The 24,120-nt window shown below is 67.8% G+C and carries 14 protein-coding genes; 4 read left to right on the plus strand and 10 right to left on the minus strand.

The window, feature by feature from the left end:
- Window positions 1–26: 26 nt before the first annotated feature.
- The 8 genes from IU448_RS04270 to IU448_RS04305 form a co-directional block, all read right to left on the minus strand.
- The gene (locus tag IU448_RS04270) at window positions 27–1,346 is read right to left on the minus strand and encodes a lysine N(6)-hydroxylase/L-ornithine N(5)-oxygenase family protein (RefSeq protein ID WP_195054150.1); all 1,320 of its coding nucleotides are present in this window, start codon (window positions 1,344–1,346) and stop codon (window positions 27–29) included.
- Window positions 1,339–2,880 (minus strand): pyridoxal phosphate-dependent decarboxylase family protein, encoded by a 1,542-nt coding sequence (locus IU448_RS04275; protein WP_324188503.1) that lies wholly within the window; start codon window positions 2,878–2,880, stop codon window positions 1,339–1,341. The genes IU448_RS04270 and IU448_RS04275 overlap by 8 nt, the downstream gene beginning before the upstream one ends.
- Before the next feature lie 93 nt (window positions 2,881–2,973).
- Complete coding sequence (locus IU448_RS04280; protein WP_195054152.1) at window positions 2,974–4,446, minus strand: condensation domain-containing protein; 1,473 nt, start codon at window positions 4,444–4,446, stop codon at window positions 2,974–2,976.
- Entirely contained in the window at window positions 4,443–6,797 is a 2,355-nt protein-coding gene (locus IU448_RS04285; protein WP_195054153.1) for a penicillin acylase family protein, read from the minus strand. The genes IU448_RS04280 and IU448_RS04285 overlap by 4 nt, the downstream gene beginning before the upstream one ends.
- Entirely contained in the window at window positions 6,794–8,623 is a 1,830-nt protein-coding gene (locus IU448_RS04290) for an IucA/IucC family protein (RefSeq protein ID WP_195054154.1), read from the minus strand. The genes IU448_RS04285 and IU448_RS04290 overlap by 4 nt, the downstream gene beginning before the upstream one ends.
- The gene (locus tag IU448_RS04295; protein WP_195054155.1) at window positions 8,620–12,621 is read right to left on the minus strand and encodes a non-ribosomal peptide synthetase; all 4,002 of its coding nucleotides are present in this window, start codon (window positions 12,619–12,621) and stop codon (window positions 8,620–8,622) included. The genes IU448_RS04290 and IU448_RS04295 overlap by 4 nt, the downstream gene beginning before the upstream one ends.
- A gap of 267 nt (window positions 12,622–12,888) precedes the next feature.
- A complete protein-coding gene (locus IU448_RS04300; protein ID WP_195054156.1) occupies window positions 12,889–14,643 on the minus strand; it encodes an ABC transporter ATP-binding protein in 1,755 nt (584 codons plus the stop codon).
- Window positions 14,640–17,381, minus strand: a complete 2,742-nt coding sequence (locus tag IU448_RS04305) for an ABC transporter ATP-binding protein/permease (protein ID WP_195054157.1) — start codon at window positions 17,379–17,381, stop codon at window positions 14,640–14,642. Before IU448_RS04305 ends, IU448_RS04300 begins: the two co-directional genes overlap by 4 nt.
- Window positions 17,382–17,739: 358 nt before the next feature.
- Between IU448_RS04305 and IU448_RS04310 the strand changes: the two genes are divergently transcribed.
- Complete coding sequence (locus IU448_RS04310) at window positions 17,740–19,053, plus strand: salicylate synthase (protein ID WP_195054158.1); 1,314 nt, start codon at window positions 17,740–17,742, stop codon at window positions 19,051–19,053.
- Between the two features lie 87 nt (window positions 19,054–19,140).
- Here the strand turns inward: IU448_RS04310 and IU448_RS04315 are convergent, their stop codons facing one another.
- The gene (locus IU448_RS04315; RefSeq protein ID WP_416382954.1) at window positions 19,141–20,754 is read right to left on the minus strand and encodes a (2,3-dihydroxybenzoyl)adenylate synthase; all 1,614 of its coding nucleotides are present in this window, start codon (window positions 20,752–20,754) and stop codon (window positions 19,141–19,143) included.
- 274 nt (window positions 20,755–21,028) lie between these two features.
- A complete protein-coding gene (locus IU448_RS04320; protein ID WP_195054159.1) occupies window positions 21,029–21,814 on the minus strand; it encodes an IclR family transcriptional regulator in 786 nt (261 codons plus the stop codon).
- A 175-nt stretch (window positions 21,815–21,989) separates the two neighbouring features.
- Here IU448_RS04320 and IU448_RS04325 point away from each other — a divergent pair, with 175 nt between their 5' ends.
- The 3 genes from IU448_RS04325 to IU448_RS04335 all read left to right on the plus strand — a co-directional run bounded on the left by IU448_RS04325 (window position 21,990) and on the right by IU448_RS04335 (window position 24,080).
- Window positions 21,990–22,751, plus strand: coding sequence for a CoA transferase subunit A (locus IU448_RS04325; protein WP_195054160.1), 762 nt, complete (start codon window positions 21,990–21,992; stop codon window positions 22,749–22,751).
- Window positions 22,748–23,392, plus strand: a complete 645-nt coding sequence (locus IU448_RS04330) for a 3-oxoacid CoA-transferase subunit B (RefSeq protein WP_195054161.1) — start codon at window positions 22,748–22,750, stop codon at window positions 23,390–23,392. The genes IU448_RS04325 and IU448_RS04330 overlap by 4 nt, the downstream gene beginning before the upstream one ends.
- A 157-nt stretch (window positions 23,393–23,549) precedes the next feature.
- On the plus strand, window positions 23,550–24,080 hold the full coding sequence (locus tag IU448_RS04335) for a nuclear transport factor 2 family protein (protein WP_228812020.1): 531 nt from the start codon (window positions 23,550–23,552) through the stop codon (window positions 24,078–24,080).
- Window positions 24,081–24,120: the final 40 nt, after the last annotated feature.

The raw sequence follows: 24,120 nt of genomic DNA on the forward strand, positions 1-24,120 counted from the left end.
AGGCAGGTCGGACTGACAAAGAGTGGCTAGTCCTGCTCGACGACCTCCTCGCCGGTGACCCCGAAGCTGGTGAACGCCGTATTCCGCGGAATGCGGTAGACCTCGCGCCCGGTCACGGTGTTGAGGATCTTGGCGTTGCGCACAGCACCGATGTCCAGGTTCGGCGCGGAGACACCGTGGCTGTGTTCCTCGGCGTTGGCCACGAACAATCGATCCCGCAGCGCATCGTCGGCACGTACCGAATGGTTGTTCTCGACTATCGGACGGCCGCGCGAATCACGGCGCAGGTGCTCTTCCAGAGGTCCCAGGAAGTCGGTTCTACGGTGCCGGTACCCGGTGGCGGCGATCACCAGGTCGGCGGTGTGTGCGATTTTCGTCCCGGTGTCGCGGTGCTGTCCCCGGACCCGGAGGCGGCCTTCGGGCAACGTCTCGAGGCCCTCGACCGCGACACCGTTACGCAACTCCACGGGCCGCGACTTCTCCAGCAACTGACGCCGGTAGAGCAGATCGTGCAGGCGTTCCAGGGTTTCGGTGGAGATGCCCTTGTGGAACTGCCAGTGCCCGGCCCGCACTCGGTCGCGGGTGTCCTCCGGCAGACTGTGGAAATAGTCCATGTAGGCCGGAGTGGTCATCTCCAAGGACAGCTTGGTGAAATCCAGCGGCGCGAACCACGGCGTGCGGGTCCACCAGCGCACGGCCGGACCACCGCGCAGATTCTCTTCGAGCAGGTCGATGACGATTTCGGCACCGGACTGACCGGAGCCGATCACGGTGACCGCGTCCGCGCAATGAGCGTTGTCCCGGTGGTACAGGTACTGGGCGCTGTGCACCAGCGCGGCGGAATCGGTCGAGAGTGCTTCCGGAATCGAGGGTTCGGTGCCCACCCCGACCACCACATGTTCGGCATACAGCGTCGAGGTGGTGCCGAGGCCGGATATCGACACCTCGAAATGCCCGCGAACGGCATCCCAGCGCACCGCGTCGACGGTGCTGCCGAACCGCAGCGAGTCCAGCTTCCGGACTGCCCACAGCAGGTACGCCTCGTACTCGCGCCGGGTGGGGAACCAGTCCTCACGCACCAGGAACGGGTACAGCCGGTCGACGTCGGCCAGATAGGCCAGGAACGACATCGGATGCGTCGGGTCGACCAGCGAGACCAGATCGGACAGAAAGCTGACCTGTAGTTTCGCCTCGTCGAACAGGAGACCGGGATGCCAGCGGAATTCCGGCGCGGAATCGACTACGAGTATGTCGAGGCCGTCGATCGTGGAGGCCATGGCCGCCAGCGATAGGTTGAACGGCCCGCAACCGATCCCCAGAACGTCTACTTTCCGTATGTCACTCATGGATCTTCACCATCTCGTCGTGCGCGCTGCGCAGCCCTTCCGATTCCACTTCCAGCCCGGCACGCAGCAGTTCATCGAACAGGACATCGATATCGCGTTCGGTGGTCTCGGGGTTGAGCAGAGTGAGCTTCACGCAGGTGCGGGGCTCGCCCTCGCCGTGCACGCGCACCTGGGTGCGGCCGATGAGCGCCTTACCGGAGCTGATCAGGCGCCGGCGCAGTTCCCCGTTCACCTGGTCGAGGTCCAGGTCCTCACAGCGGTAGCGGAATACGACGGTGGTCATGGTGACCGGTGCGACGAGCTCGAGCTGCGGCTCGGTCGCGATACGACGCTCGGCATGGCGCGCGAGAGCGTGGCAGGTATCGAGCATCTCGCCCAGCCCGGTGCGGCCGTAGGCGAGAAAGGTGGCCAGGACCTTGAGCACATCGGGGCGGCGGGTGGTCTGCAAGGTCTGGCCGAGCAGGCCACCGAAACCGGCCTCGATATCGTCGTCCGGGTTGAGGTAGGCCACCGACCGGTTCAGCGAGGAGAATCGTCGGTGATCGGCGAGCAGCAGCACACTGGCTGCGGCAGGCTGCCAGCCGATCTTGTGCAGGTCCAGAGTCACCGAGTCGGCCCGGTCGAGGCCGGTGAGCAGCCCGGCCAGCTTATCGGAGAACAGCGTGCCGAAACCGTATGCGGCATCGACGTGCATCCAGACATCGTGGCGCGCGGCGATATCGGCGATCTCGGGCAGCGGATCGACAGACCCGAAGTCGGTGGTGCCCGCCGTGGCCACGACCGCGACCGGGGTGTGGCTCTCGGCGAGTTCGGTGAGCAGTTCGTCGAGGGCCTCCGGGATCATCCGGTGCGCGGAATCGACCGGAACTCCGATCGCGGCGCTCTCCCCGAGACCGAGTGCGGCGCAGGCGCGATGGACCGAGAAATGCGCGATCCGGGAACACAGCACCACCGGGCGGGGCAGGCCGCTCACACCGTTGCGGCGGATATCGATGCCGAGCCGGGCGGCGCTGTAGTCGCGAGCGATCAGCAGTGCGAGCAGGTTCGAGTAGGAACCACCGGGACCGAAGACGCCACCGGACCGTTCGGTGAAACCGGCCAGTTCGGCGAGCGCGCTGATGGTCCATTTCTCGATCGCCAGAGTTGCCGGCCCCGAATCGTAGGTATCCAGCGATGCGTTGGTGGCGCTGGCCAGCGCATCGGCGACCACGGCCACCCGCAGCGAGGGCGGCTGCAGATGCGCCGCCGCATGCCGGTGGGTCAGGTCCAGGCCGTAGGCCGCGATCAGTTCGGCCACCCGGTCGAGCGCCGCGGCCTCGCCCATCCCGTTGTCCGGAACCCGCTCCGGGCCCAGTTGCCCGGCCACCGCGTCGAGTACTTCGGCCGGATTTCCCCAGGGCAGCGGTGCGCCGTGGTGCCGGGTGCGGACCGGATCGGCCAGCCGCGCGAGACCGCGGCCGACTGCCGTCCAGCCCTCTCCCGGCGTGACGAACTCGGATCTCTGTCTTCGGGGGACTGCGATTTTCTCTGACACGGGTAGCCTCATCGACTCGAATACGGATAACGACTGCGTTCGGCCCCCGTTCGTCCCCACCGCGACGCCCGACGCAATTTTCGACAGCGTGATCTAGGTGGTTCCGGCCGTGGATTCGCGGACCGTCCGGACGAATTCGTTCAGGGGGCGGTCCAGTGCACGCGGAATGGCCGTGACGACTGCGGACACCAGTACTCCTGCCTCGCGGGCGAGTTCGGCGCCGACTACCTCCGGCTGATAGTCGATCTCCAAGTGGACGCGTTCGTCGGCACCGCGTTCGAACGCCAGCGTCAGCGGATAGTTGCCGACGCCGTGGAACACCGACTCGCAGTTCACCCGGCCCCGCTCCGGCCTCGGGATGCCGCGTAGCGGCGCGTTCCGCACCGAAGCCATGATTTCGGCGACGGGGAAGCGCCCGCCCGCGGTGCGCAGCGCGGTCAGCACGGTGCCGTAGTCGACGGTGGCGAATTCCATCGCCCGGTATACCACCGACACCGCCGCGCGCAGGGCATCGCGCACGCTCGCCGCGGGCTCGAAACCGAAGCGCATCGGGACGATGTTGCCGCTGTAGCCGACCCGGTCGGGGCCGGCCCCGGGATCACGATTGTCGGCGGGCACCAGCAGGACGTGGTCGGCGGCACCGGTGAGCGCGTACACGCTCACGGCACAAACGCCGATGAGAAGCGCGTTGAGGGTGGCACCCACTTCGCGGGCGACACCGTCCATGGCCTCGATGCCGGCCGGCTCGATCGGGGTTTCGACACGGATACCGGCGGCATCGACGAGCGGAGCGAGCCAGCTCTGCTCGGCGCTGTCCGCCGGTAGCTCACCGGACAGTGGATACCGGACGTCCGCGGCCGCCCACGTGTCCTGGGCGTGCTGTAGTGCCCGGGCGATCTCGCCGGGGCTCGCGGCCGTCGCCGGCCGCACCGGACGGCCGGCGTCGGCGGGCCGGGAGCCGGAGACCAGCGTGCCCAGCAGCAGGGGCCAGGAAGTGTCGTCCACCGCCAGGTGATGCACGACCAGCGCCATCGTGGCCGTGCCGTCGGCATTCGCGTAGATCCGCGCCCGCAACGGCGGTTCCCGGGTCAGGTCGAAAGGCATCTGCGCCGATGCCTCGGCGGCCGCCCGGATCTGCGCTCGGCCCATCGGTTTCCCCGCAGCGGTCGCGACAGGGCCCGGCGGCAGCGTGCCCCACTCCCAGACGGCCCCGGGCTCGACCCAGCGGCCGGTGTGCTCCACGGGTTCCCGGCGCGGTTCCGCGTCGGCCTCGGCGACGATCACCGAGCTGAGCACGGCCGCACCACCCACCATGAGCTCGAACGCGGCGATCACCGAGTCGATCGTGTGGGTGCCGGTGAAGTCCAGGATCAGGCCGATATTGTGGGATACCGAGTTCGGGTCGAGCTGGTAGATCTTCCACATCCGGCGTTCGGCGACGCCGAGACCGCCGGTGGCAGCCGTCTCGATGGTCGCGGGGTTCGCGACCGGGCCGCCACCGGCTCCCGCGACAGCGAGGCGCCGGCGCAGGACTTCCAGTCGTGCATCGGTCAATAATGTCGTCATACTTCTTCCTGCCTCCGGGTGAGCGGGGCCTGCGCCGGTGCAGCGGGCACCGGCTGCGCGAACCGCGTGGTCCCGGCAATCCGGGTGAATTCATCGCGCTGCACCGCGGTGTCCCGCACTGTCGTCCAGTCGCTGACGATGTCGATCAGCTCCCCCCGTGCCCAGACCGGCGCCTGATCTTCGAACCAGGGCGAACGCGGATCGCCACTGACGCCCAGCGGCACGATCCACCGGCTCGCGTCACGGTCGGCCAGGTCCCACGCATACCGAGCGGCCGACCCGACACCGCACGCATGCGAAAAGCCCACCGCGCTGGCGTTGGCCATAACGCATTCGGCATCTCCGCCCAGCGGCTGCGGCCGCGGGCGCAACTGCCGCGCGACCTCGGGATGCTTCGGTGTGGCCCCGACCAGATCCCATCCGTGGATAGGAGCGAGTACGTGCACACTCCCCCACGTCGGCAGCGGCGAAGCGCCGGCGGACTCCGCGACCGCCTCGAGTGCGCCGGTGAGCAAGCCGGGGATATCGACGCCCAGCGCCGGGGCACCGCCGACAACCGATTCCAGCGCGGCCGCGATCCGGGTCTGCGCCAGAAACCACGGGGTGAAGGTGACGCCGAACCCGTGCGGTGCGGCCAGCCCGGCCAGAGCGGGATCGGCGGTGATCGCCCGGACCAGGTGTGCTCGTAGCTCGGCGAACAGGTACGCGTCGGTACTGTCGGCGTGCATCCGGCGGTCCCATTCCAGCAGCCGTCTCCGCAGCCGGTCGGCGGCCGCGCTCAACCCGGTCAGCGGCGGGAGCAGGCGAAGCAATGCGTCGGCCGCGGCGTTGTGCACATCGGCATGGACGCGTTCGCAGTCGGCCACCGTCATGGCCGGTGCGTCCGCGAGAAGCGCATCGATACGGTCGGCGCGATGGGGCGGCACGGTTTCGGTGGTGGTCGGCTGGAGCGCAAGCGTTTCGGGGATACGCTGGTTCGCGATCACCGAATAGCCGGGCACGAGGGCATCGAACCGGTCGTCGCGCACCGATTCGGTCACGTAGCCGCGCCACTGGTAGCGCTCGTCCCAGCCGGGCACCGGCAGCCAGTAGTTCTCCGGGGCCCGCAGCGGGAACTTTCCGGTGACATGGTGGGTGAGCCGCCCGGCGGTGTCGGCGATGACGATCCGGTTGACGGGCTCGACCCACCGGCCGAGCGCTCGTTGCACCTCGGCGGCGTTCGCGGCGAACAGCACATCCAGCGCGGCGTCGAAAGTCGTCTCGGGATCGGTGAGCATGGGCGTTCGCAGGCTCACCGCGAACGGTGCTTCCGGACCGCCGAATACGACCGCGCCGTTGCCCGTGGTGATGATCTCGAGCTCGACCGGGTCGCCGTCGCGGACCAGAATCCGCTCGGTTCGGGTCTCGGCGGGGCGAGGGCCGTCGGCGGTGGCCGCGAGCACGCCGGCGCCGGTCCGGGTGAGCCGCTCGAGGTACAGATCCTGGTAGTCGGCCATCCCGTTGGTGATGCCCCAGGCCACGGTCCCGGCGTGGGCGAAATGCGGCGTACCGGGTACCCCGGCGAAGGCGAAGCCGACAATGTCGAATTCCGGTGCCGCCAGATGGAACTGCTGGTAGATACCGGGCAGTTCCAGGAACCGGTGCGGATCGCCCGCGATCAGCGGTGCACCGGTCGCGGTGCGAGCTGCGGCGACGCCCCAGGCATTGCTGCCGGACAGGGCATCACCGAACGACTCCGTCACCGAGGCGATCCGCTCGGGGCCGGTGGGGAAACCCGCCAGCAGTTCGGTGAGGAATGCGTCGTCCGGATACTCGGGCACCGTGTCACCGGCCGGATCCACCCCTTCGCAATCGAACAAGGTCAACGCGTCACGGCCGAGCGCGCGCACCGCATGCAACCGCCACAGCTTGGTGAGGAAACGGCCGAACAGGATGTGGTGCATGAGGAACACCGCGATCGGTGTCCACGGCTGCCAGGGTGCCGGACGGTGCGCGAGTTCGGTCAGTTCCGGGGCCTCGGCCGTTTCGAGGGTGCTGTTGACTCCCTCGGCATAGGCCGCGAGCAAGCAGCGGGTACGTGCCGAGGACGCCTGGTAGATCCGGCGGGCGGCGCGATCCATTCCGGAGCGGCGGGCAAAGGCGTCCCATTCGACGGTGTCCGCACCGAAAACCTCCGCGGTACGACCTTCGGCACGCAACCGCAGGAATTCGATCTGCCAGGCGCGGTCGGTCCCGCATGCATATCCCTGGCCGAACAGTGCGCCCTCGGCCGAAGCCGCGGTGATATGCGGGATGCCCCGGTCGTCCCGGATGATTTCCAGATCGGGTCTGCCGTCGGTTGTGGTGTTCACGCGGCATGCACCTGCTTTCCGGCTGCCGTGATCGCGGATCGGTGCCGGGCGATGGGATTCACCAGCGCGTGCTCGTCGTCCACCAGTGTCGAATACGAGTCACCGAGGTTCACCATGCGGCGGCTGTTCGCCATCTGCAGTCGATTCATATGAATGGCCGGGAAGGTCGGCACGAACAGATCCCATTTCTCGAAGCGATCGGCCAGATCCGGATGCCCGGCCTGGAATTCGGCGATACTGTGCGCGACCACGGTCCAGAATTCCGCGTCGGTGACCAGCCCGCTCTCGTGCAGCAGCGCTGCGAGGTGGCGCAGGAAATCGTCGAACACATCCGAGAGCACACCGAGATTGCGGATTTCGTCGCCTTCTTCGGTGACCGCACGACGACAGTCCTCCGGGATATCGTCGGGCGCGTCGAATATGCAGATCTCTTCACCGATGTCCTTGAGGATTGCGCGCACCGGCACCCCGCCTTCGAGTACGAGGATCAGATTCTCGCCGTGCGGAGAGAACTTGAACTCGTAGCGATAGAGGAGATAGACGATCGGGTGCAGATAGGCCCGCAGATACCGGGCCAGCCACTCCCGCGCGGCCAGCCCCGATACCTCGATGAACGCCCCGACCAGCGGAATACCGTTGTGGTCGATATGCAGCAGGGCGGCCATGGTGGTCAGCTGTTCGTGCTCGGCGACCCGGGGCACGGGGCTTTCCCGCCACAGCGCGCTCAGCAGCTTGCGGTATTCCGAGCCCGGCCGGGTGAGGGCGGTGAGCGTGGTATTGCGGTAACCGATGGCGGCGACCTCGTAGATCAGTTCGAAGCCGATCGAGGCCAGGTACCGGTCGCCGTGCAACCGACCGCGGACCCAGTCGTTGATCAGCGGGGTGGTGCGCATGTAGTCGGCGGACATACCCCGGGTGAAGCCCATATTGACGATCGACAGCGCCGTTTTCACATAGTGGCGTGCCGGAGCCGACACGTTGAACGCGGTCCGGATGGACTGCTGCGGCTGGTACCGATCCGGCCCCGCACCCAGCGGCACGATCCGGTGTTCGGCGATATCGAGCGCGTAGATCCGGGCGACTTTCGCCGACCACTGCCACGGATGTACCGGCATGTAGTAATAGGACGCCGGGTCGAGCCCCTGCCCGGTGAGCACGCGATCGAACCGGGCCAGGGTGCCGGCGCCGAGTTCGTCGCGCACCAGGCTGTCGTAATCGATACCCGAGACCGCGGCGAAATCGGTGTTCGCCCGGAGCACCGCAACCCAGATCAGAGCGAATCGGCCGCCCGATTCCGGCGCGTACCGCTCGATATCGTCGGCAGTGAATCCGAGCCGGCCCGCATTGGCGACCAGGCACGGGTGGCCTTCGGTCATCGTCTTCTCGATGGTCTGGAAATCCGCGACCGCGAGATCCGCCGCCGGGATCCGGCGCGAATCGGGACGGTTCATGCTGATCGTGGCGGTGTTGACGAATTCCTCGAGGTATTCCGGTAGCGCATCGCCCGGGATACCGAGCCGGCCGCTCAGGTCGACGAGCAGGTCGATCGAGTCGATCGGCAGTTGCTCGCCCCGGCGGATTCGCCGCAGCGACGCCGGGTCGATGCACCAGCTGTCGAGCGACAGGACCTCGGCGCGGAACCGGTATTCGGTCTCGCGATCGTCGGAGTGAACGACGTACTCGCCCGGGGACAGCTCGGTGGGCCGGAGGAACCGTTCATGACAGAATTCGGCCAGTATCTTCCGGGCGAGCCGGGTGTTGTAGACCTGACGGTACGAGCAGGTGGAATCGGGTAGCTCGGCGGCATCCGGGATATCGATGCTCACGACTCGACCTCTCCGGCCAGGGTACGGCCGTTATCGGTCGCCCGGGCAAAATCTTCACGGGTGCAGTAGCTGAGCCGGGCAATTTTTCCCGGCACCGGGAAATCACCGGCGACCCGGAACCCGACGGCGGCGTTGAGCCGCTGCACATCGGTATTGCGCACATCGGGTTCGACCACCACACGATGGGCGCCGGCCTCGAAGAATACGGTGCGCATGATGTGCAGCATGACCGCACCCGTGAAACCGGGCAGCCGCCGCTCGCTGCTGGATACCAGCAGATGCATACCGATATCACCGGATTCGTAGACGTAGCCGGTACCCGGCCGGGCCAGATCGCTTGTCTGCGGGTTGTACAGCTCGAAGAGGAACTGACGTTCACCCTCGAAGTACCCGATGCGCATGCCGAATCGCGGATCCGGATCGGCGCCGGCATCGCGGATCAGCTTTTCCACCTCGCCGAGCGAACTGTTCAGCATGTCCCAGTAGTGGGATTTGGGGTGGTTGAGCCATCGGTGCACCGATTCCAGATCCCGGTCCACATCGATTCTGCGGGACTGGAAATGATACGTCGTGGCGCCGGCACCGGCCTCGGCCCGAACCTGCTCGTCGGATAGTTGCGCCACGTCGAGGAAGATTTCGGCGACCTGCGCTGTCCGCTCACCTTCCAGTTCGACGAGTCGTTCGGCCAGTGCCGCCAGGGTGCGCCGCCGGAAGATATCGGACACCGTCAGGCGCGGCACGTCCAGCCATTGGCGTACCTGTGCGACGAACGCGGTGGCCAGCACGGAATCACCGCCGAGCGCGAGAAAATCGTCGGTGACCCCGATGGGGCGGGTACTCAGCAGTTCGCCGAGCACGGTGACCAGGGCTGCTTCCAGCGGGGTGCGGGGGGCGACGGATTCCACCCGGTCGACGGCCGCGATCAGGGTACCGATCGCGACGCGATCGTATTTGCCGTTCGAGGTGAGCGGCAGCTCGTCGAGCACGGTGACGGTCCGCGGGATCATATGGGCGGGAAGCACTTCGGCGAGTGCCGCGCGGATCGCGGCACCGTCCGCGCGGCCGGCGGTCACGGCCGCGCCCAGTTCCCTTCCATCCGACCAGGCCACCGCGGCGGTCACGGTGTCCAGGGTCAGCAGGCCGGCCTCGACCTCGCCGAGTTCCACCCGGTACCCCCGGATCTTGACCATATGGTCGGCCCGGCCGAGGAAGTCGAGGAAGCCGCCCGGCAGGTACCGCACCAAATCTCCGGTGCGGTACCAGCGGACGCCGTCGTAGTCCACGAATCTGTCCGCGGTGCGATCGGAGTCGCCCCGGTACCCGCCGGCCACGCCCGCACCGCCGATCCACAGCTCACCGGGGACGAGATCGGGCCGGTCCCGGCCGGCCCGATCGACCGACCGGCACCGCACACCGTCCAGCGGGACGCCGTAGGGGACGAAAGCCGCGCCCGCGGGCACGTCGGCGGCTTCGCAGATGGTCGAGTGGATCGCGGTTTCGGTGGTACCGCCGAGGCCGGCGACCCGGCATTGCGGCAGTTGTCGCGCCACACGGTCGAGCAGGGAGACGGGTACCTTGTCGCCGCCCATGATCACCACCCGTAGCGATTCGGGCAGCGGCGCGAGGTCCAGCAGCATGCCCAGGATCGACGGCACGCAGTTGAGCACGGTGACAGCCCCGTCCCGCAGCAGCCGGGACCATTCGTCGACTCGGGTGTCCTCGTCGGCGCCGGGGACCACTACGGCCCCGCCGACGGCGAGCAACCCGAAGATATCGAAGACCGAGAGATCGAACTCCAGCGACGAGACCAGCAGGCTGCGGTCCCCGGCACCGAGACCGAATCGTCCGGTCAGGTCGGTGAGGGTCGCCACCGCGGCACGATGGGGCACCTCGACCCCCTTGGGCTGTCCCGTCGAACCCGAGGTGAACAGGATGTAGGCGAACGCATCCGGCGAGACCGGCACCGGTTCGACAGCCGTGGCGGTCCGCGCGGCCGCCAGGTCGAGGACCCGGCTCGGCGAATCCGCCCAGCGCTCCGGCCGATCGGTGAGGACGGCGGCAGGGGTCGCGACCGTGGCGATCCGTTCTCTGCGCATCCGTGGCTGAGTGGGCGCCATCGGCACGTAAGCGGCCCCGGCGGTGAGCACACCGATCGCTGCGATGATCTGGTCACCGCTCTTGGGCAAATCGACGATCACGGTATCGCCGGACCGCACGCCCGCCGCGTGCAGCGCGCCCGCAATGCGCCGAGCCTCCCCGGCGACCTCGATATGGGTCCAGGTCCGGGTGTCGGTGACGATGGCGGGTGCATCTGCGCGGCGGTCGGCCGCGGCCAGGAAGTGCCCGTGCAGAGTGCCGTCGAAAGCGTCGGTTTCCGGTAGCGGACGCTCGGTCGCCCGCCGCTGCGCCAGTACCTCGTCCGGGACCGGATCGGGCGCGGGACCGTCCCACTGCCCTGCGATCAGCAGGTCCAGCAGGCGCACGTAGTAGGCGAACATCGCCCGCGCGGTCCGCAGTTCGAGATCGGACGCCCGCACGTCCCAGTTCAGCAGCAGACCGCCCGCCACCTCGGTGATTTGGGCATCCAGCAGTACCTGTGGGCCCTGGGAGACGATCCAGGACGGTTCGCCGAGCACATCGGTGACAGCCTGCGAGAACAGCTCGCCGAGACCCAGCGCACTGGTGAAAACCACCGGCGATACCACGGGTTCGCCACGGCGGCGGCCGAGTTCGCGCAGCACATCCAGACCGCCGAAACTGCCGTGCGCGGCGGCCTCGTGCATCGCGGTACGCATCTGCCCGGCCCGCTCGGCCAGGGTCGCGGGTGCGCGCAGATCGGCATCTATCACGAGCGAGGAGGTGAAATCGCCGACCACCTTGTCGACATCGGCGTGCACCATATCGCGGTCGAACAGCGGGACGGTGAGCAGGAAGCGCGGGGTGGCCGAGTATGCGCCGACGGCCTCTGCGAACACGGCTGCCACCGCGGCTGCGGGTGTCACGCCGCGGCGATGCGCGTGGTCTTCCAGACGGCGCCGGTCGCCGGCGTCGATGACGTGATGGAGCCGGACAGTGGCGGCATCCCGGTGGGCTCGGTCTTCGTTCCCGGGCAGTTCCGGCGGGCCCGGCAGGTCGGCGATCTTCTGCTGCCACCAGGCGATATCCTCGGCGCGAGCGGTACGCCCGGCCCGGTGCGCCGACAGTTCCGGGAAGGTGACGCCCAACTCCGGCAACTCCTCGCCGCGGTAGAGATGGGCCAGATCGTCGACGAGCACCCGATAGCTCATGGCGTCGGCGGCGATCATGTCCACATCCAGGTGCACCCGCGAGCCGCCGGCGGGGAGCCGGGTCAGTTCGATGCGCAGCACCTCGCCGTCCTCGATCGGCAGCGCACGGTGCGTTCCCTCGTTCCGGCGGCGCTCCAGGATTTCGGCGGCCGCCTGCGGAGTTTCCGATGACAGGTCGTGCATTGCGAAAACATCCGCATGCTGTCCGATGATCTGCCGTCCGTCGGGCAGCACCCGCAGCCGCAGCATCGGGTGACGCGCCACCAGTGCTGTCACGGCTGCCCGGAAACGTTCCGGATCGAGTTCGCGACCGTCGAACTCCACATAGAGGTGGGCGGCCACCCCACCGTAGGTGAGGCTGCTGGAGCGACCGATCCAATACGCGTGCTGCATCGGCGCCAAGGGGAAGGGCTGCTCGATATCCATTGCGGGAGTGGCGTCGCGAGTAGCATCCGGCTGATCCGGGGCGTCGCCGGGCCGCACGAGCTCCGCCCACGCGCCGATCGTCGGCGCGGTGGCCAGCCGCGCGAAGTCGATATCCATTCCCCGCTTACGCCACCGGCCGGCCAGGCGCATCATGCGCAGCGAGTCCAAACCCTGTGTGACCAGGTCGGTATCGAGTTCGAGAGATTCCGGGGAGACACCCAGGATCGCTCCCACCTCTGCCCGGATATCGATATCCGCACTCGTGTCCGGACGAGCAACCACCATGAGAGCGCCTCTCGAAGATCAACATCTAGCGGGCTTAGCCTACCCTAATGATTTAGGTTAGGCTAACCAACCCTTGACACCAGGAGGCCGCACGGAAACCACTGCACAGCAGCGCAACCGTGAGCGCCCGCGCATCAAGGTATTCAAAGGTAGCTTAGCCTAAGCTAAGCGAAGTAGAAATGGGATGTTTCCACTTTCCCCTCGGCCGGAACGGAACCGGGGCACCCGCCTGCCACGGATGCGCCGCCCGACGACCGGCCGTGGCCGTCAGAGCAGGCCCACCGCCGCGGAGTCGGCACCGATCCGCCATCCGGCAGCCGCGTGCTGCTGCGCCCAGAATTCGGCGAAACGACCATTCGCGGCACGCAACTCGTCGACCGTGCCGTCCTCGACGATCCGGCCCTCGTCCAGAAACAGCACCCGATCCGCTCCCGCGATGGTGGCGAGGCGATGCGTCACCACCACCCGCGTCCGCTGCTGCGGGTCACCCGTGATGGCAGCCACCACCGCGGCCTCGTTCTCCGCGTCGAGCGCACTGGTGCCCTCGTCCACGAGCAACACCGACGACGGTTTCAGCAGCGCTCGCGCAATCGACACGCGCTGGCGCTCACCGCCCGACAAGGCGGTCCCTGCCTCCCCGACCAGGGTGTCCAGCCCGTCCGGCAGCCGCGCCGCGAGCTCGTCGACCCGGGCCAGGCGCAATGCCTGGGCGAACTGTTCCGGATCGGCCTCCGGCGCACCTGCCGCGACGTTCTCCCGGATGGTGCCGGCAAAGAGATACGGCTGCTGGAACACCATGCTGACCACGGCCGGACGATGCGCGGCATCGAGAGCACCGCGGTCCACACCGGCAACGGTGACACTGCCGGACCCCGGCGCTTCCAGACCCGATACCAGTGCGAGCAGCGTGCTCTTACCGGATCCCGACGGTCCGACCACCGCCGTCACCTTGCCGGCCTCGAACTCGACATCGAAACCGTCCAGCACCGGTTCGTCGCCATAGGCGAAACACACCTGGCGCAACGCAACCGGAGCCGGCTCGTCGGCATCGCGCGCCGCCGTGCTGTTCCGCTCCGGTTCGGGCGCCTCGACGACGGTGCGGATATCCTGCAACGCACCACGACTGGTTTCCAGCGCCGTCGCGAGATCGCCGAACGCCGCGAACGGCTCCAGAAACCGCACCACCACGACGATCAGCGCAACGGCCTCGGGAATCCCGATGGCGCCGGCGACTGCCAGCCATGCGACGGTTCCCGCCATCAGCAGGAGCACGAGCTGGCTCGCCAGACCGAACAGCACCTGCCCCGGAATGTTCAGCAGCAGCAACCGAGTCGTCGCACCGTGCTGGGCGGCCAGTGCCGCACCGGTCTCGTTGCGGGCCGGCTCCGCGCGTCGCGCCGCCCGCAGCGCGGCCTGGGTTCGAGCGAACTCCAGAATGCGCTCGGTGAGCACACTGTTGGCTTCCTTGGACACTGTGGTGGCTTGCCGGGTGAGCAGGCCGGTCAGCCACAGCGCACCCAGCATCAACGGCAGCGCCAGCAGCGCGACCAGACCCAGCTGCCAGGCGATCGGCACCAACGCGACCGCGATCGCCACCGGTAGCGCAACCGCCTGGAACAGTGGCGTCACCAGGTAACCTACGAGGCCCACCAGATCCGGGCCGGTGGTGGCGATCGCGCGCCGGGTGACCGCCGAGTTGTCCTCGGTGAACCAGCGCAGCGGAATTCGCGCCACCTGAGCCGATACCGAGCGCTGGGCATTGTCGAGAAGGTGGAATCCCAGGTCGAAACCGATCCGCGAGGTGATCGTGTCCACGACCCAGCCGGCGACGACGGCGACCGTCAACGCCCCCACCCACCGCCACGCACCGGCCGGGTTGTCTCCGAACAGTTCCGTGACCAATGGCACCACCAGCACCACGGCGATCGCCCGCAGGATCACCGAAATGATCAGGAGACCGAAATATCCGGTGGTCCGGCTGCGCTGCTCGACCGGCAGCAGACTCAGCATGGTGCGGATCATCGGGCGGTCTCCTTCGTATCGGCGCCGGCGTTCCACAACTGCCGATAGCGGCCGCCGGCGGCGAGTAGTTCGCTGTGCGTTCCGGATTCGGCGATCCGGCCGGCCTCCAGGACCACGATCCGGTCGGCCTCGGTGATCGTGCGCAGCCGATGCGCGATCACCAGGACCGTCCGCCCGATGGTCAGCCGGTTGAGCGCCTGCTGCACCAGATACTCCGATTCCGGGTCGGCATACGCCGTGGCCTCGTCGAGCACGAGTACGGGGGTGTCGGCCAGCAGCGCCCGGGCGATGGTGAGCCGCTGCCGTTCCCCTCCGGACATGGTGCTGTCGGCGCCCAGCATGGTGTCGTACCCCTGTGGCAACCGCAGAATCCGGTCGTGGATCCGGGCGTCCCGCGCGGCCCGCTCGATCGCGTCATCGGAGGCATCGGGCACCGCCAGGGCGATATTCTCCCGGACCGTACCGCGGATCAGCTGGGCATCCTGGAAGACGAACCCGACCTGCGCGTACAGCTCGTCCGGCGGCAGTGTCGTGATATCTCGGCCGCCCACCCGGATCGCACCGGAACCGACATCGTGGAAACGGGCCAGCAGTGCGGCCACTGTCGACTTTCCGGCGCCCGAGGAACCGACCAGCGCGGTGACGGTACCGGGTTCCAGGGTGAGCGAGATGTTCTCGATCACCGGCGCGCCGGGCCGATAGCCGAAGGTCACCTCGTCGAACACCACTCGGCCCGGCTCGGCCGCCGGAGCCGGTTGCCCCGAGCGCACCTCGAGCTCGTCGGTGTCCAATACGACCTGGATCTTCTGCGCCGCTTCCCGGCCCTCGCGCAACCCCATCATCCCGTAGCCGATGCCGAGCAGGCGCGAGCCGAAGGTGGTGCCGAGGAACAGGAACGGCAGCAGATCCACCGGCGCCAGGCTATCCGCCGCGATCAGCGCAGTGCCGGCCACCAAGATCAGCCACAGGAAAGTGACCGGCCGGGTGATGAGGTCCATCGCCGACTTCTTGCCGACGAACGGCCGCTGCCATCCGTCCAGGAAGCCGATGTATTGATCCAGGCTGCGCCGGAACGGCGACGCGGCCGAACCGCCGAATACCCGGATCACCGGCTGACCGTCCATATAGGAGGTCGCCTCGCGTTTCATCCGCTCGCCCCAGCGCTGCGCCTGCATCGTCTTGGGGCCCGATGTCGCCATCATCGTCATCATCGTGAATATGTAGGCGAGGATGGGGATCAGCAGCACCAGGCCCATGCGCCAGTCCACGAAGAACAGGTAGACCAGCACCGCCAGCGGCGCCACCACCGCGGCCACCGCGTCCACCACCGCATGCGTGATCAGATAATGCAGCGACAGTGTGTCGCCGTTGATCAGTTTGTCCACCTGCCCCGAACTGCGCGCGGTGAACCAGCCCAGCGGCAGTTTCGCCAGTTTGCCCAGCAACCGGCCCCGCAGATCACGACTGAACCGCGCGTCGACCGAGTGCAACCACAGTTGCAACGCCGATTCCACCAGTAGGCCCAACCCGGACAATCCCAGCGCCCACAGGCCGATACGCCACAGTGTGTCGGTTGCGCTGCCCGCGAGAAGCTCCCGCGCCAGTTCCACCAACAGCACGTAGGGCGCCAACTGGATCAGCGTGACGAAGAATTGGAGGATGCCCGCCGCATAGAGCTTCGGTTTGACGCCGGCGAACAGGCGGCTGCCCGCTTGGGAACGCCAGCTACCGGCCCGGATGGATCGCGCCGCCGGCGCCGAACTGCTCCCGGTGTCCTGCCCTGCGCCGTCCCCGTCGGCGCGCGGCGCGCCGTCCGCGGCATTCGGCACTGCCGCGACGACCGCGCCGGACCCGGATTCGATTTCGACGGCCTTCGGCGCCGGACCACCAGGCGCCTTCGACACACCATCGGCCGAAACAGCGGCGACACCCCCGCTCTCCGCGGCACCGCCCGGGGGCAGGCCGGGGGCCGCCGCGGCGCGTTCCTCGCCACCGCGCTCCTTGCCCATCGCCCGGCCGTGCACCCAGTACGCCTGGGCGTACACATCCGTCTTGGGGAAGCCGAATTCCTTCACCCGCGCCCGAAGATGCTTCAGGGCCTTCGATTCCGGCCCCATCCAGGCGTACCAGTTCGACCAGTCCCGCACTTCCAGGGCCGCGGCAAGGGCTTCCTCCGAGGTCCGCGGCACCCAGTGCACCCGCGCCAACGGGTGCTGCACCAGCGGGATCAGCAGATCGTCCTCGTGATGCTGTTCGAGGTACACCTCGACGGCCACCTGATGCGGTAACGCGGCCAGGATCGTATTTATCGCCGGAATGGATGCCGAATCACCGATGAGCAGATACCCGGCCGGCAGATCCTCCGATACGGAGAAACCCCGGGACCCGAACGAGGTCACCTCGATCGTCTCACCGCCGGTGACGTTCAAGGCCCACGCCGAGGCCGGTCCCGCGGGCTCGTGCAGTACGAAATCCACCGCGAACCGGCCGGCGGTATCCGGATCGACCTCCGCGATCGTGTATCCGCGCTGGAACTCGGCGTCCGTTCCCTTGTTGTCCGGGAACCACATCCGCAGCCATGCCGTGGGTTCGATATCGATATCCGCCAGCAGGGTCGGCGCGCTCAACCAGACCCGGCGCATACGCGGTGTCGGTTGCTCTGTACTCGTGACGGTGGCGGTGTGGTACTGAACGCCGAAGGCGTTCAGTACCACACCTTGAAATCCTCTGCGCGCCATTGCGGTATGTGCCCTCCGATACCAGACTCGATGACCGTCAGGTCACCTGCCGAACAACACGGCGCACGAGTCGGGCGCACCGCCTCCTGCGCCGCCATCCCGTCTCCCATTTCGGGACACGCCCGGCAACTTTGGTTAGCCTACACATACCAAGGGTTCGAAAACCAGAGCCGGGAAACCGGCCGCGCCACATCCACGAATCGAAGGCCGGTACTCCCGCAGACAGGTTCACCACCCACTACAGCCGTCTCACAGGGCGGCATGACCAGCCCTTTCGCGCCACACCACGAACCCGCCCCACCAAGGTAAGGCTATGCTAGCCTAATTCTTCGCTGGTACGCATGATCTTGGAGGACCGTTGTCGATCACGGATGAACGTTCACAGGCGGAGTATGTGACCGATCCGGTGGCAGCGGTAGCGGGGCTGGCGGGGGCCGACCTGTTCGGCGAGTACGTGGTCTACGAACGCCCCGGAGAGTGGGTGTTCGCGGCCGATCCGATCGGCACTGTCGAGCTGGGCGTCGAGGAACTGCGGGTCGAATGGGACGGGCACAGTCGTTCACGCCGGTGGACAGGCAGGCCCGCACACGCCCTCGACCAGGCCCTGCGCGCGCTGCCCCTCGAGGGCCGGAATGTGTACGGATGGATCGGTTTCGAATTCTGCGCATGGGCGCTGGAGGCCACTGCCCATGTGGCAGCGCCGACGACACTCGCGCATCTGATGATCCCGCGTATCGAGGTACGGATCGCGACATCGGGGATCCAGGTCTGTGGTGCGACCCCCGAGGAGACCCGGGCCATCCACGATCTCGTCGTGGCCGCGCAGGACAGTGCGACGCCGATCCCGCATCCGACGGATATCCGCAGCGACCGGACCGGCTACCGCGAACGAGTTGCCGAGGCGTCCGCGGAAATCCGGGACGGCCGGTACCGAAAGGTCATCCTGTCGCGAAAGGTCGAGTTGCCCTTCATGGTCGACGTACCGGCCACCTACCGGCTCGGCCGGGCACACAACACCCCCGCTCGCTCCTTCCTGCTGCGGCTGGGCGGGTTGGCGGCAGCGGGATTCAGTCCGGAATTGGTCGTTTCCGTCGACGACGGCCGCGTGATCACCACCAAGCCGATGGCCGGCACCCGACGATTCGGCCGCAGCCACGCGGCCGATCTCGCCGCGCGGGCGGATCTGCTCGGCGATCCCAAGGAGATCGCCGAGCATGCGATGTCGGTGAACACCTCGTTCACCGAGGTCACCGGTATCGCCGCCCCCGGCACACCGGCCATCAGCGAGTTCATGACGGTGCGGGAACGCGGTAGTGTCCAGCACCTCACCTCCACCGTGCGCGGCCTGCTCCCCGCCGACCGCACCAGCTGGGACGCCCTGGAAGCGCTGTTCCCGGCTGTCACCGCCGCGGGAATCCCCAAACGTGAAGGCGTCGACGCCATCTTCCGGCTCGACCGCGATCCGCGCGGATTGTATTCCGGTGCGGTGCTGAAGGTCTCCTCCACCGGCTCACTGGAGGCCACGCTGGTACTGCGGGCGGTCTACCAAACCATCCACGGCGCATGGCTACGGGCTGGTGCCGGGATCATCGAACAATCCACCCCCGAGCGCGAATTCGAGGAAACCTGCGAGAAACTGGAAAGTATCGCGCCCTACGTCGTCGCGGCATAACGGGACAACGCCGGGCGACCGGCGCCCACCCGCGCTCGCCGCGGGACCCCGCGCTCGAACGGTTTGCGCCGGCCGGAGACCCGTCCGTCAGCCCGCGTTGCGCAGGGCTTTCTTATCGATCTTGCCCACCGCGGTCGTGGGCAGGACCTCCGCGCGCCGCAGCACATCGGGCAGCTTGTACGTGGCCACACCGCGAGCGGTCAGGAATGTCTTGATCGCGGGCAGCGTCGGCATCTCACCGTCGACGACCAGGACGGCACAGACCTTCTCGCCGAGCGCGGCGTCGGGCAGCCCGACGGCAGCGGCGTGGCGGACCGCCGGATGCGCGAGCAGATGCTCCTCGAGTTCATCGCAGGAAACGTTCTCACCGCCGCGGTTGATGACGTCTTTGATGCGACCCGAAACAACGAGATGACCGCTGGGCAGGAGGCGCACCAGATCGCCGCTGCGATAGTAACCGTCGGGAGTGAAGGCGCGGGCGTTGTGCTCGGGGGCCCGATAGTAGCCGCGAATCGTGTAGGGGCCCTTGGTGAGCAGCTCCCCCTCGTCCCCGGGAGCGACATCGTTGCCGTCACCGTCGACCACGCGGATTTCGTCGGCCGGGGACAGCGGCCGGCCCTGCGTGGCGTGCACCAGCTCGTCCGGATCGTCGAGACGGGTGAAGTTGAGCAGGCCCTCGGCCATCCCGAACACCTGCTGCAACCGGGCCCGCAGCGCAGGCTCGACCTCGCGAGCGTTCACCTCGGCCAGCCGGGCGCCGCCGACCTGGAGCAACCGCAGCGACGACAGGTCCGCCTCCTCCCATTCCACTGCTGCACACCACAGTTGGGCCAGCGGCGGTACGACCGCGGTCACGGTCACCCGATGCCGTTCGATCACGGCGAACGCGTTCTCCGGACTGGGCTCGGTGACGAAGGCGACCGCGCCGCCCACGGCGACGGTGCCGAGGATTCCGGGGCAGGCGAGCGGGAAGTTGTGTGCCGCGGGAAGGGCCGCCAGGTACACATCGTCCTCGGTCAGTTCGCACAGCCGGGCGCTTGCGGTCGCGTTGTAGACATAGTCGTCATGGGTGCGGGCGATCAGCTTCGGCAGCCCGGTGGTGCCGCCGGAAACCAGCATGAGCGCGATATCGCCCGGATCGACCACGGGCAGCGAATCACCGTCGCGCGGGACGGAATCGAGGGCGGCGAACGGACCGGGGTCACCGAGCACGAGTACGTGCCGCAGCGACGGCACTGCCGCCCGGACCTCGGCGGCCAGCTCGCGGTAGTCGAAGTCACCCAGCCGGTCGGCGACGATATAGCCCACTGCTTCGGAAAGCCGCGCCAGATGCTCGATCTCGCTGCGCCGATGCGCGGGCAAAGTGAGCACCGGGATTATTCCGGCCCGCAACAGCCCGAACAACACCGGCACGAACTCGACCACATTCGGCAGTTGCACCACGACCCGGTCCCCGGGGGCCATCCCGAGCGCACGGAATCCGTGTGCCATCCGATCGGCTTCCGCGTCCAGCGTCGCATAACTGCACGCCGCGCCACCGAGTAACGCAGTCCGCTGCGGAGACCTTTTCGCGGTCTCACGCAGCAGCTCACCGAGCGAGCGACCCTGCCAATAGCCGGCGCTGCGGTATTCGGCGGCCTGTTCGGCGGGAAAGGGAACGTAGCCGTCGCGATAGGTGGTGGACGCGGTAGGGGGTGTCACGATACGCCTCTCAGATATCGGCACGGGAGCCGTTGCTTAGGCTTACCTTACATTGACAGCCGGTATCGCTGCGACTCGATGAGCGACGCTTCCCTTACGACGTACCGTCCGTACTGTCGCGGTGGCTGTAGGTCCGAATGCGCCTACTGGACGCGCCCGAACCCCACCGTTGCGTTGCAACCGTTTCGACACCACAACTGTCGCACCCGGGCCGGCAGCCGGGCGGAACCCGGCGAGCGGTCGGCGACCCGAGCGGGCCGACGACCGTCGAGATTCACCGAATGCGTCCCGCGGGGCGGCGGCGTAGCTCCCGAGACAGGTTGTGGGCGTGGCGCAGTAGCAGACGACCCAGCTCGGGGCGACGGTCGGCACGGAATCGGCTCTCGACACCGGTGAGGCTGAGCGCCCACTGGGGTTCGTCGCGCCGGTCGAACACCGCCGCCGCCATACCCCAGCTGCCCTCGACGAGCAGGCCCGGGTTCACGCACCATCCCGATTCCCTGGTGGCCGCCACTCGCCGGGTGAGCTCACCGCGCGCGTGTGCCGCACCCCAGTCCCCGCTCAGATCGATATGGGCGAGATAGTCCTCGATATCGCGGTCGGGCAGGTGCGCGAGGATCACCAAACCCGCCGACGCGACGCCGAGCGGAAAACGGATCCCGGGATACAGCACATGGGAGCGGAGCGGGAAACTACCTTCCTCGCTGGTGAGGCATACCGTCTCGTCACCGCGACGGGCGGACAGGAATGCGCTCTCCCCCGTCTCGCGGGCCAGTTCCCGCAGCACGGGCCGGGCCGCGTGCGTGATGTCGTAGCGCTCGGCCGCGAGGGAGCCCATGAGGAACAGTTCCGGACCGAGCAGCCACCGGCCCGACCCGGCGTCACGATCCAGGAAACCTTCGTCGGCGAGGGCAACGAGCAGTCGATGCGCTGTGGGCCGCGCCAAACCGGCCCGGCGCGCCAGCTCGCTGGTCGTCACGCCCTGTTCGCCTTCTGCGGCGACCGCGCGCAGCAGCGACACCGCGCGTCCGACCACCGACGGATTGGGCTCAGCGCTCATACCTCGACCATACGTTCACTGAATGGACGGTGCACAGTGTGGTGTCCACTCGACGAGCAATTCCTACTTCGCTCGCCCCGAGTGCTTGCCAGTCGATATGGGCGAATGCTGTGGTGGAAACACCGCGGGAGCAGCGTTTGCTGAGTGAACGTAATCGACGAAAGGCAAGCTGGGAATGGAATCGAAAGTGGTGGAGACCGCCGCCGCTGCCGTCGCCGATATCGGTTCGGGGGCGACCCTGGCGGTCGGCGGGTTCGGGCTGTGCGGCGTCCCGGACGCCCTGATCGCCGCCATCGCCGCGGGCGAGGCAGGCGATCTCGCGGTGTTCTCCAACAACTGCGGAGTCGACGACTACGGGCTGGGAATCCTGTTGTCCGCGGGCCGTATCGCCCGGGTGACCGCCTCCTACGTCGGGGAGAACAAGGAATTCGCCCGGCAGTATCTCGGCGGCGAACTCGAAGTCGAACTCCTGCCCCAGGGCACTCTCGCCGAACGACTGCGGGCCGGCGGCGCGGGCATCCCCGCCTTCTATACACCGGCCGGGGTCGGAACTCCGATCAGCGAGGGCGGGTTGCCGTGGCGGTACGCACCGGACGGGTCGGTGGCGGTCGCCTCGCCGCCCAAGGAGGTGCGCGTGTTCGGGGGCCGCCGCTATGTGCTCGAGGAGAGCATCGTCGCCGATTATGCCCTCGTGCACGCCGTCGCCGGCGATACCGACGGCAACCTGGTGTTCGAGAAAACGGCCCGGAATTTCAACCCACTGGCCGCGATGGCCGGGCGGGTGACCATCGCCCAGGTCGAGCGACTCGTCGCCCCCGGCGAACTGGACCCCGGCCACGTCCACCTACCGGGCGTGTTCGTCCAGCGGGTCGTGCACACCGGGCCCCAGAACAAACGAATCGAGAAGCGCACCGTACGGCAGGAGGCCACCCGATGAGCTGGACGCGCACCGAAATGGCCGCCCGCGCGGCCCGTGAACTCACGGCCGGCGAATACGTCAACCTCGGCATCGGCCTGCCCACTCTGATCCCCAACCATCTGCCCGACGACGTGCAGGTCGTCCTGCACAGCGAGAACGGGATCCTCGGCACCGGCCCCTACCCCACCGAGGACGCGGTCGACGCCGACCTCATCAATGCCGGCAAGGAAACCGTCACCGTCGAACCGGGGGCCGCATTCTTCGACTCCGCACTGTCGTTCGGCATGATCCGCGGCGGCCATATCGATACCGCGATCCTCGGCGGTATGCAGGTCTCACGAACCGGTGACCTGGCCAACTGGATGGTGCCCGGCGCGATGGTCAAAGGCATGGGTGGCGCGATGGACCTGGTCCACGGCGCCCGCCGGGTGATCGTGCTGATGGAACACACCACTCGCGACGGCTCGCCGAAAATCGTCGACACCTGCACCCTGCCGCTGACCGGACAAGCCGTCGTCCACCGGGTGATCACCGATCTCGCCGTCCTCGATATCGCCGGTGGTCAAGTGGTCCTGCGCGAAACCGCACCCGGAGTGAGCGTCGAACAGGTGCGGCAAGCGACCGGGACAGCACTCACCGTGAGCACCGCTGCGGTCTGACGCCCGGACATCGCAAGGCATAGTCACCGGACTGGTTGTGCTCGTCGCGGTCCTGGCGCGCGTGGCCCAGGTCCGCGGGCCGGCCATGACCGGTGCCGGTGTTTCGGAGCCCACGGTCCGGGTACCGCATGCGTCGACACGACGAGGAGGTGCGAGCGTGAGCGTGGCCGACGACCAGGACGACTACGACCCCGACGCGGACCCGGAAATGCTGCAGCCACAGCGTCTTCGTCCGCAGCCCGACCAGGCCGAGGGCGCCGACGACCCCGCCGAAACCGGGGAAACCGGGCCCGACCGGCTCTCCGCCCGCACAACCGGCGAAGTCTTCGACGACCACCTGCGCCTGGCACAGGTCCGGGACGTCGACACCGATCTCGAACGCAACTACGCCCACGACTGCGTCATCCTCACCGGCCGCGGGGTCTACCACGGTCATGACGGCGTCCGCAGTCTCGCGGATGCCCTGGCGGCGGAACTACCGGAGGGGCGATGGCACTATCGTCTCCGCCTGGTGGAGGGCACCATGGCCTATCTCGAATGGTCCGCCGACGCCGGGGCGGCCGCCGTCGAGGACGGCGCCGACAGTTTCCTGATCGTCGACGGCAAGATCGCCACCCAGACGATCCACTACACCGTCCGCGCACCCGACGGCCGTATCGTCATCGGCCCCGACGGACGACGGAGGTGACCCGAGCCTCCGGGCCCTCCGGCGACGTTCGCCCGGAGAA

Origin of the sequence: Nocardia flavorosea (assembly GCF_015477805.1) — a bacterium.
Classification (GTDB): Bacteria; Actinomycetota; Actinomycetes; order Mycobacteriales; family Mycobacteriaceae; genus Nocardia; species Nocardia flavorosea_A.

Excerpts from the sequence above, each read along its gene's own strand:
- IU448_RS04320 (WP_195054159.1), bottom strand. The coding sequence starts at position 21,814 with ATGAGCGCTGAGCCCAATCCGTCGGTGGTCGGACGCGCGGTGTCGCTG.
- IU448_RS04325 (WP_195054160.1), top strand. The coding sequence starts at position 21,990 with ATGGAATCGAAAGTGGTGGAGACCGCCGCCGCTGCCGTCGCCGATATC.
- IU448_RS04270 (WP_195054150.1), bottom strand. The coding sequence starts at position 1,346 with ATGAGTGACATACGGAAAGTAGACGTTCTGGGGATCGGTTGCGGGCCG.
- IU448_RS04300 (WP_195054156.1), bottom strand. The coding sequence starts at position 14,643 with ATGATCCGCACCATGCTGAGTCTGCTGCCGGTCGAGCAGCGCAGCCGG.
- IU448_RS04295 (WP_195054155.1), bottom strand. The coding sequence starts at position 12,621 with ATGGTGGTTGCTCGTCCGGACACGAGTGCGGATATCGATATCCGGGCA.
- IU448_RS04305 (WP_195054157.1), bottom strand. The coding sequence starts at position 17,381 with ATGGCGCGCAGAGGATTTCAAGGTGTGGTACTGAACGCCTTCGGCGTT.
- IU448_RS04330 (WP_195054161.1), top strand. The coding sequence starts at position 22,748 with ATGAGCTGGACGCGCACCGAAATGGCCGCCCGCGCGGCCCGTGAACTC.
- IU448_RS04280 (WP_195054152.1), bottom strand. The coding sequence starts at position 4,446 with ATGACGACATTATTGACCGATGCACGACTGGAAGTCCTGCGCCGGCGC.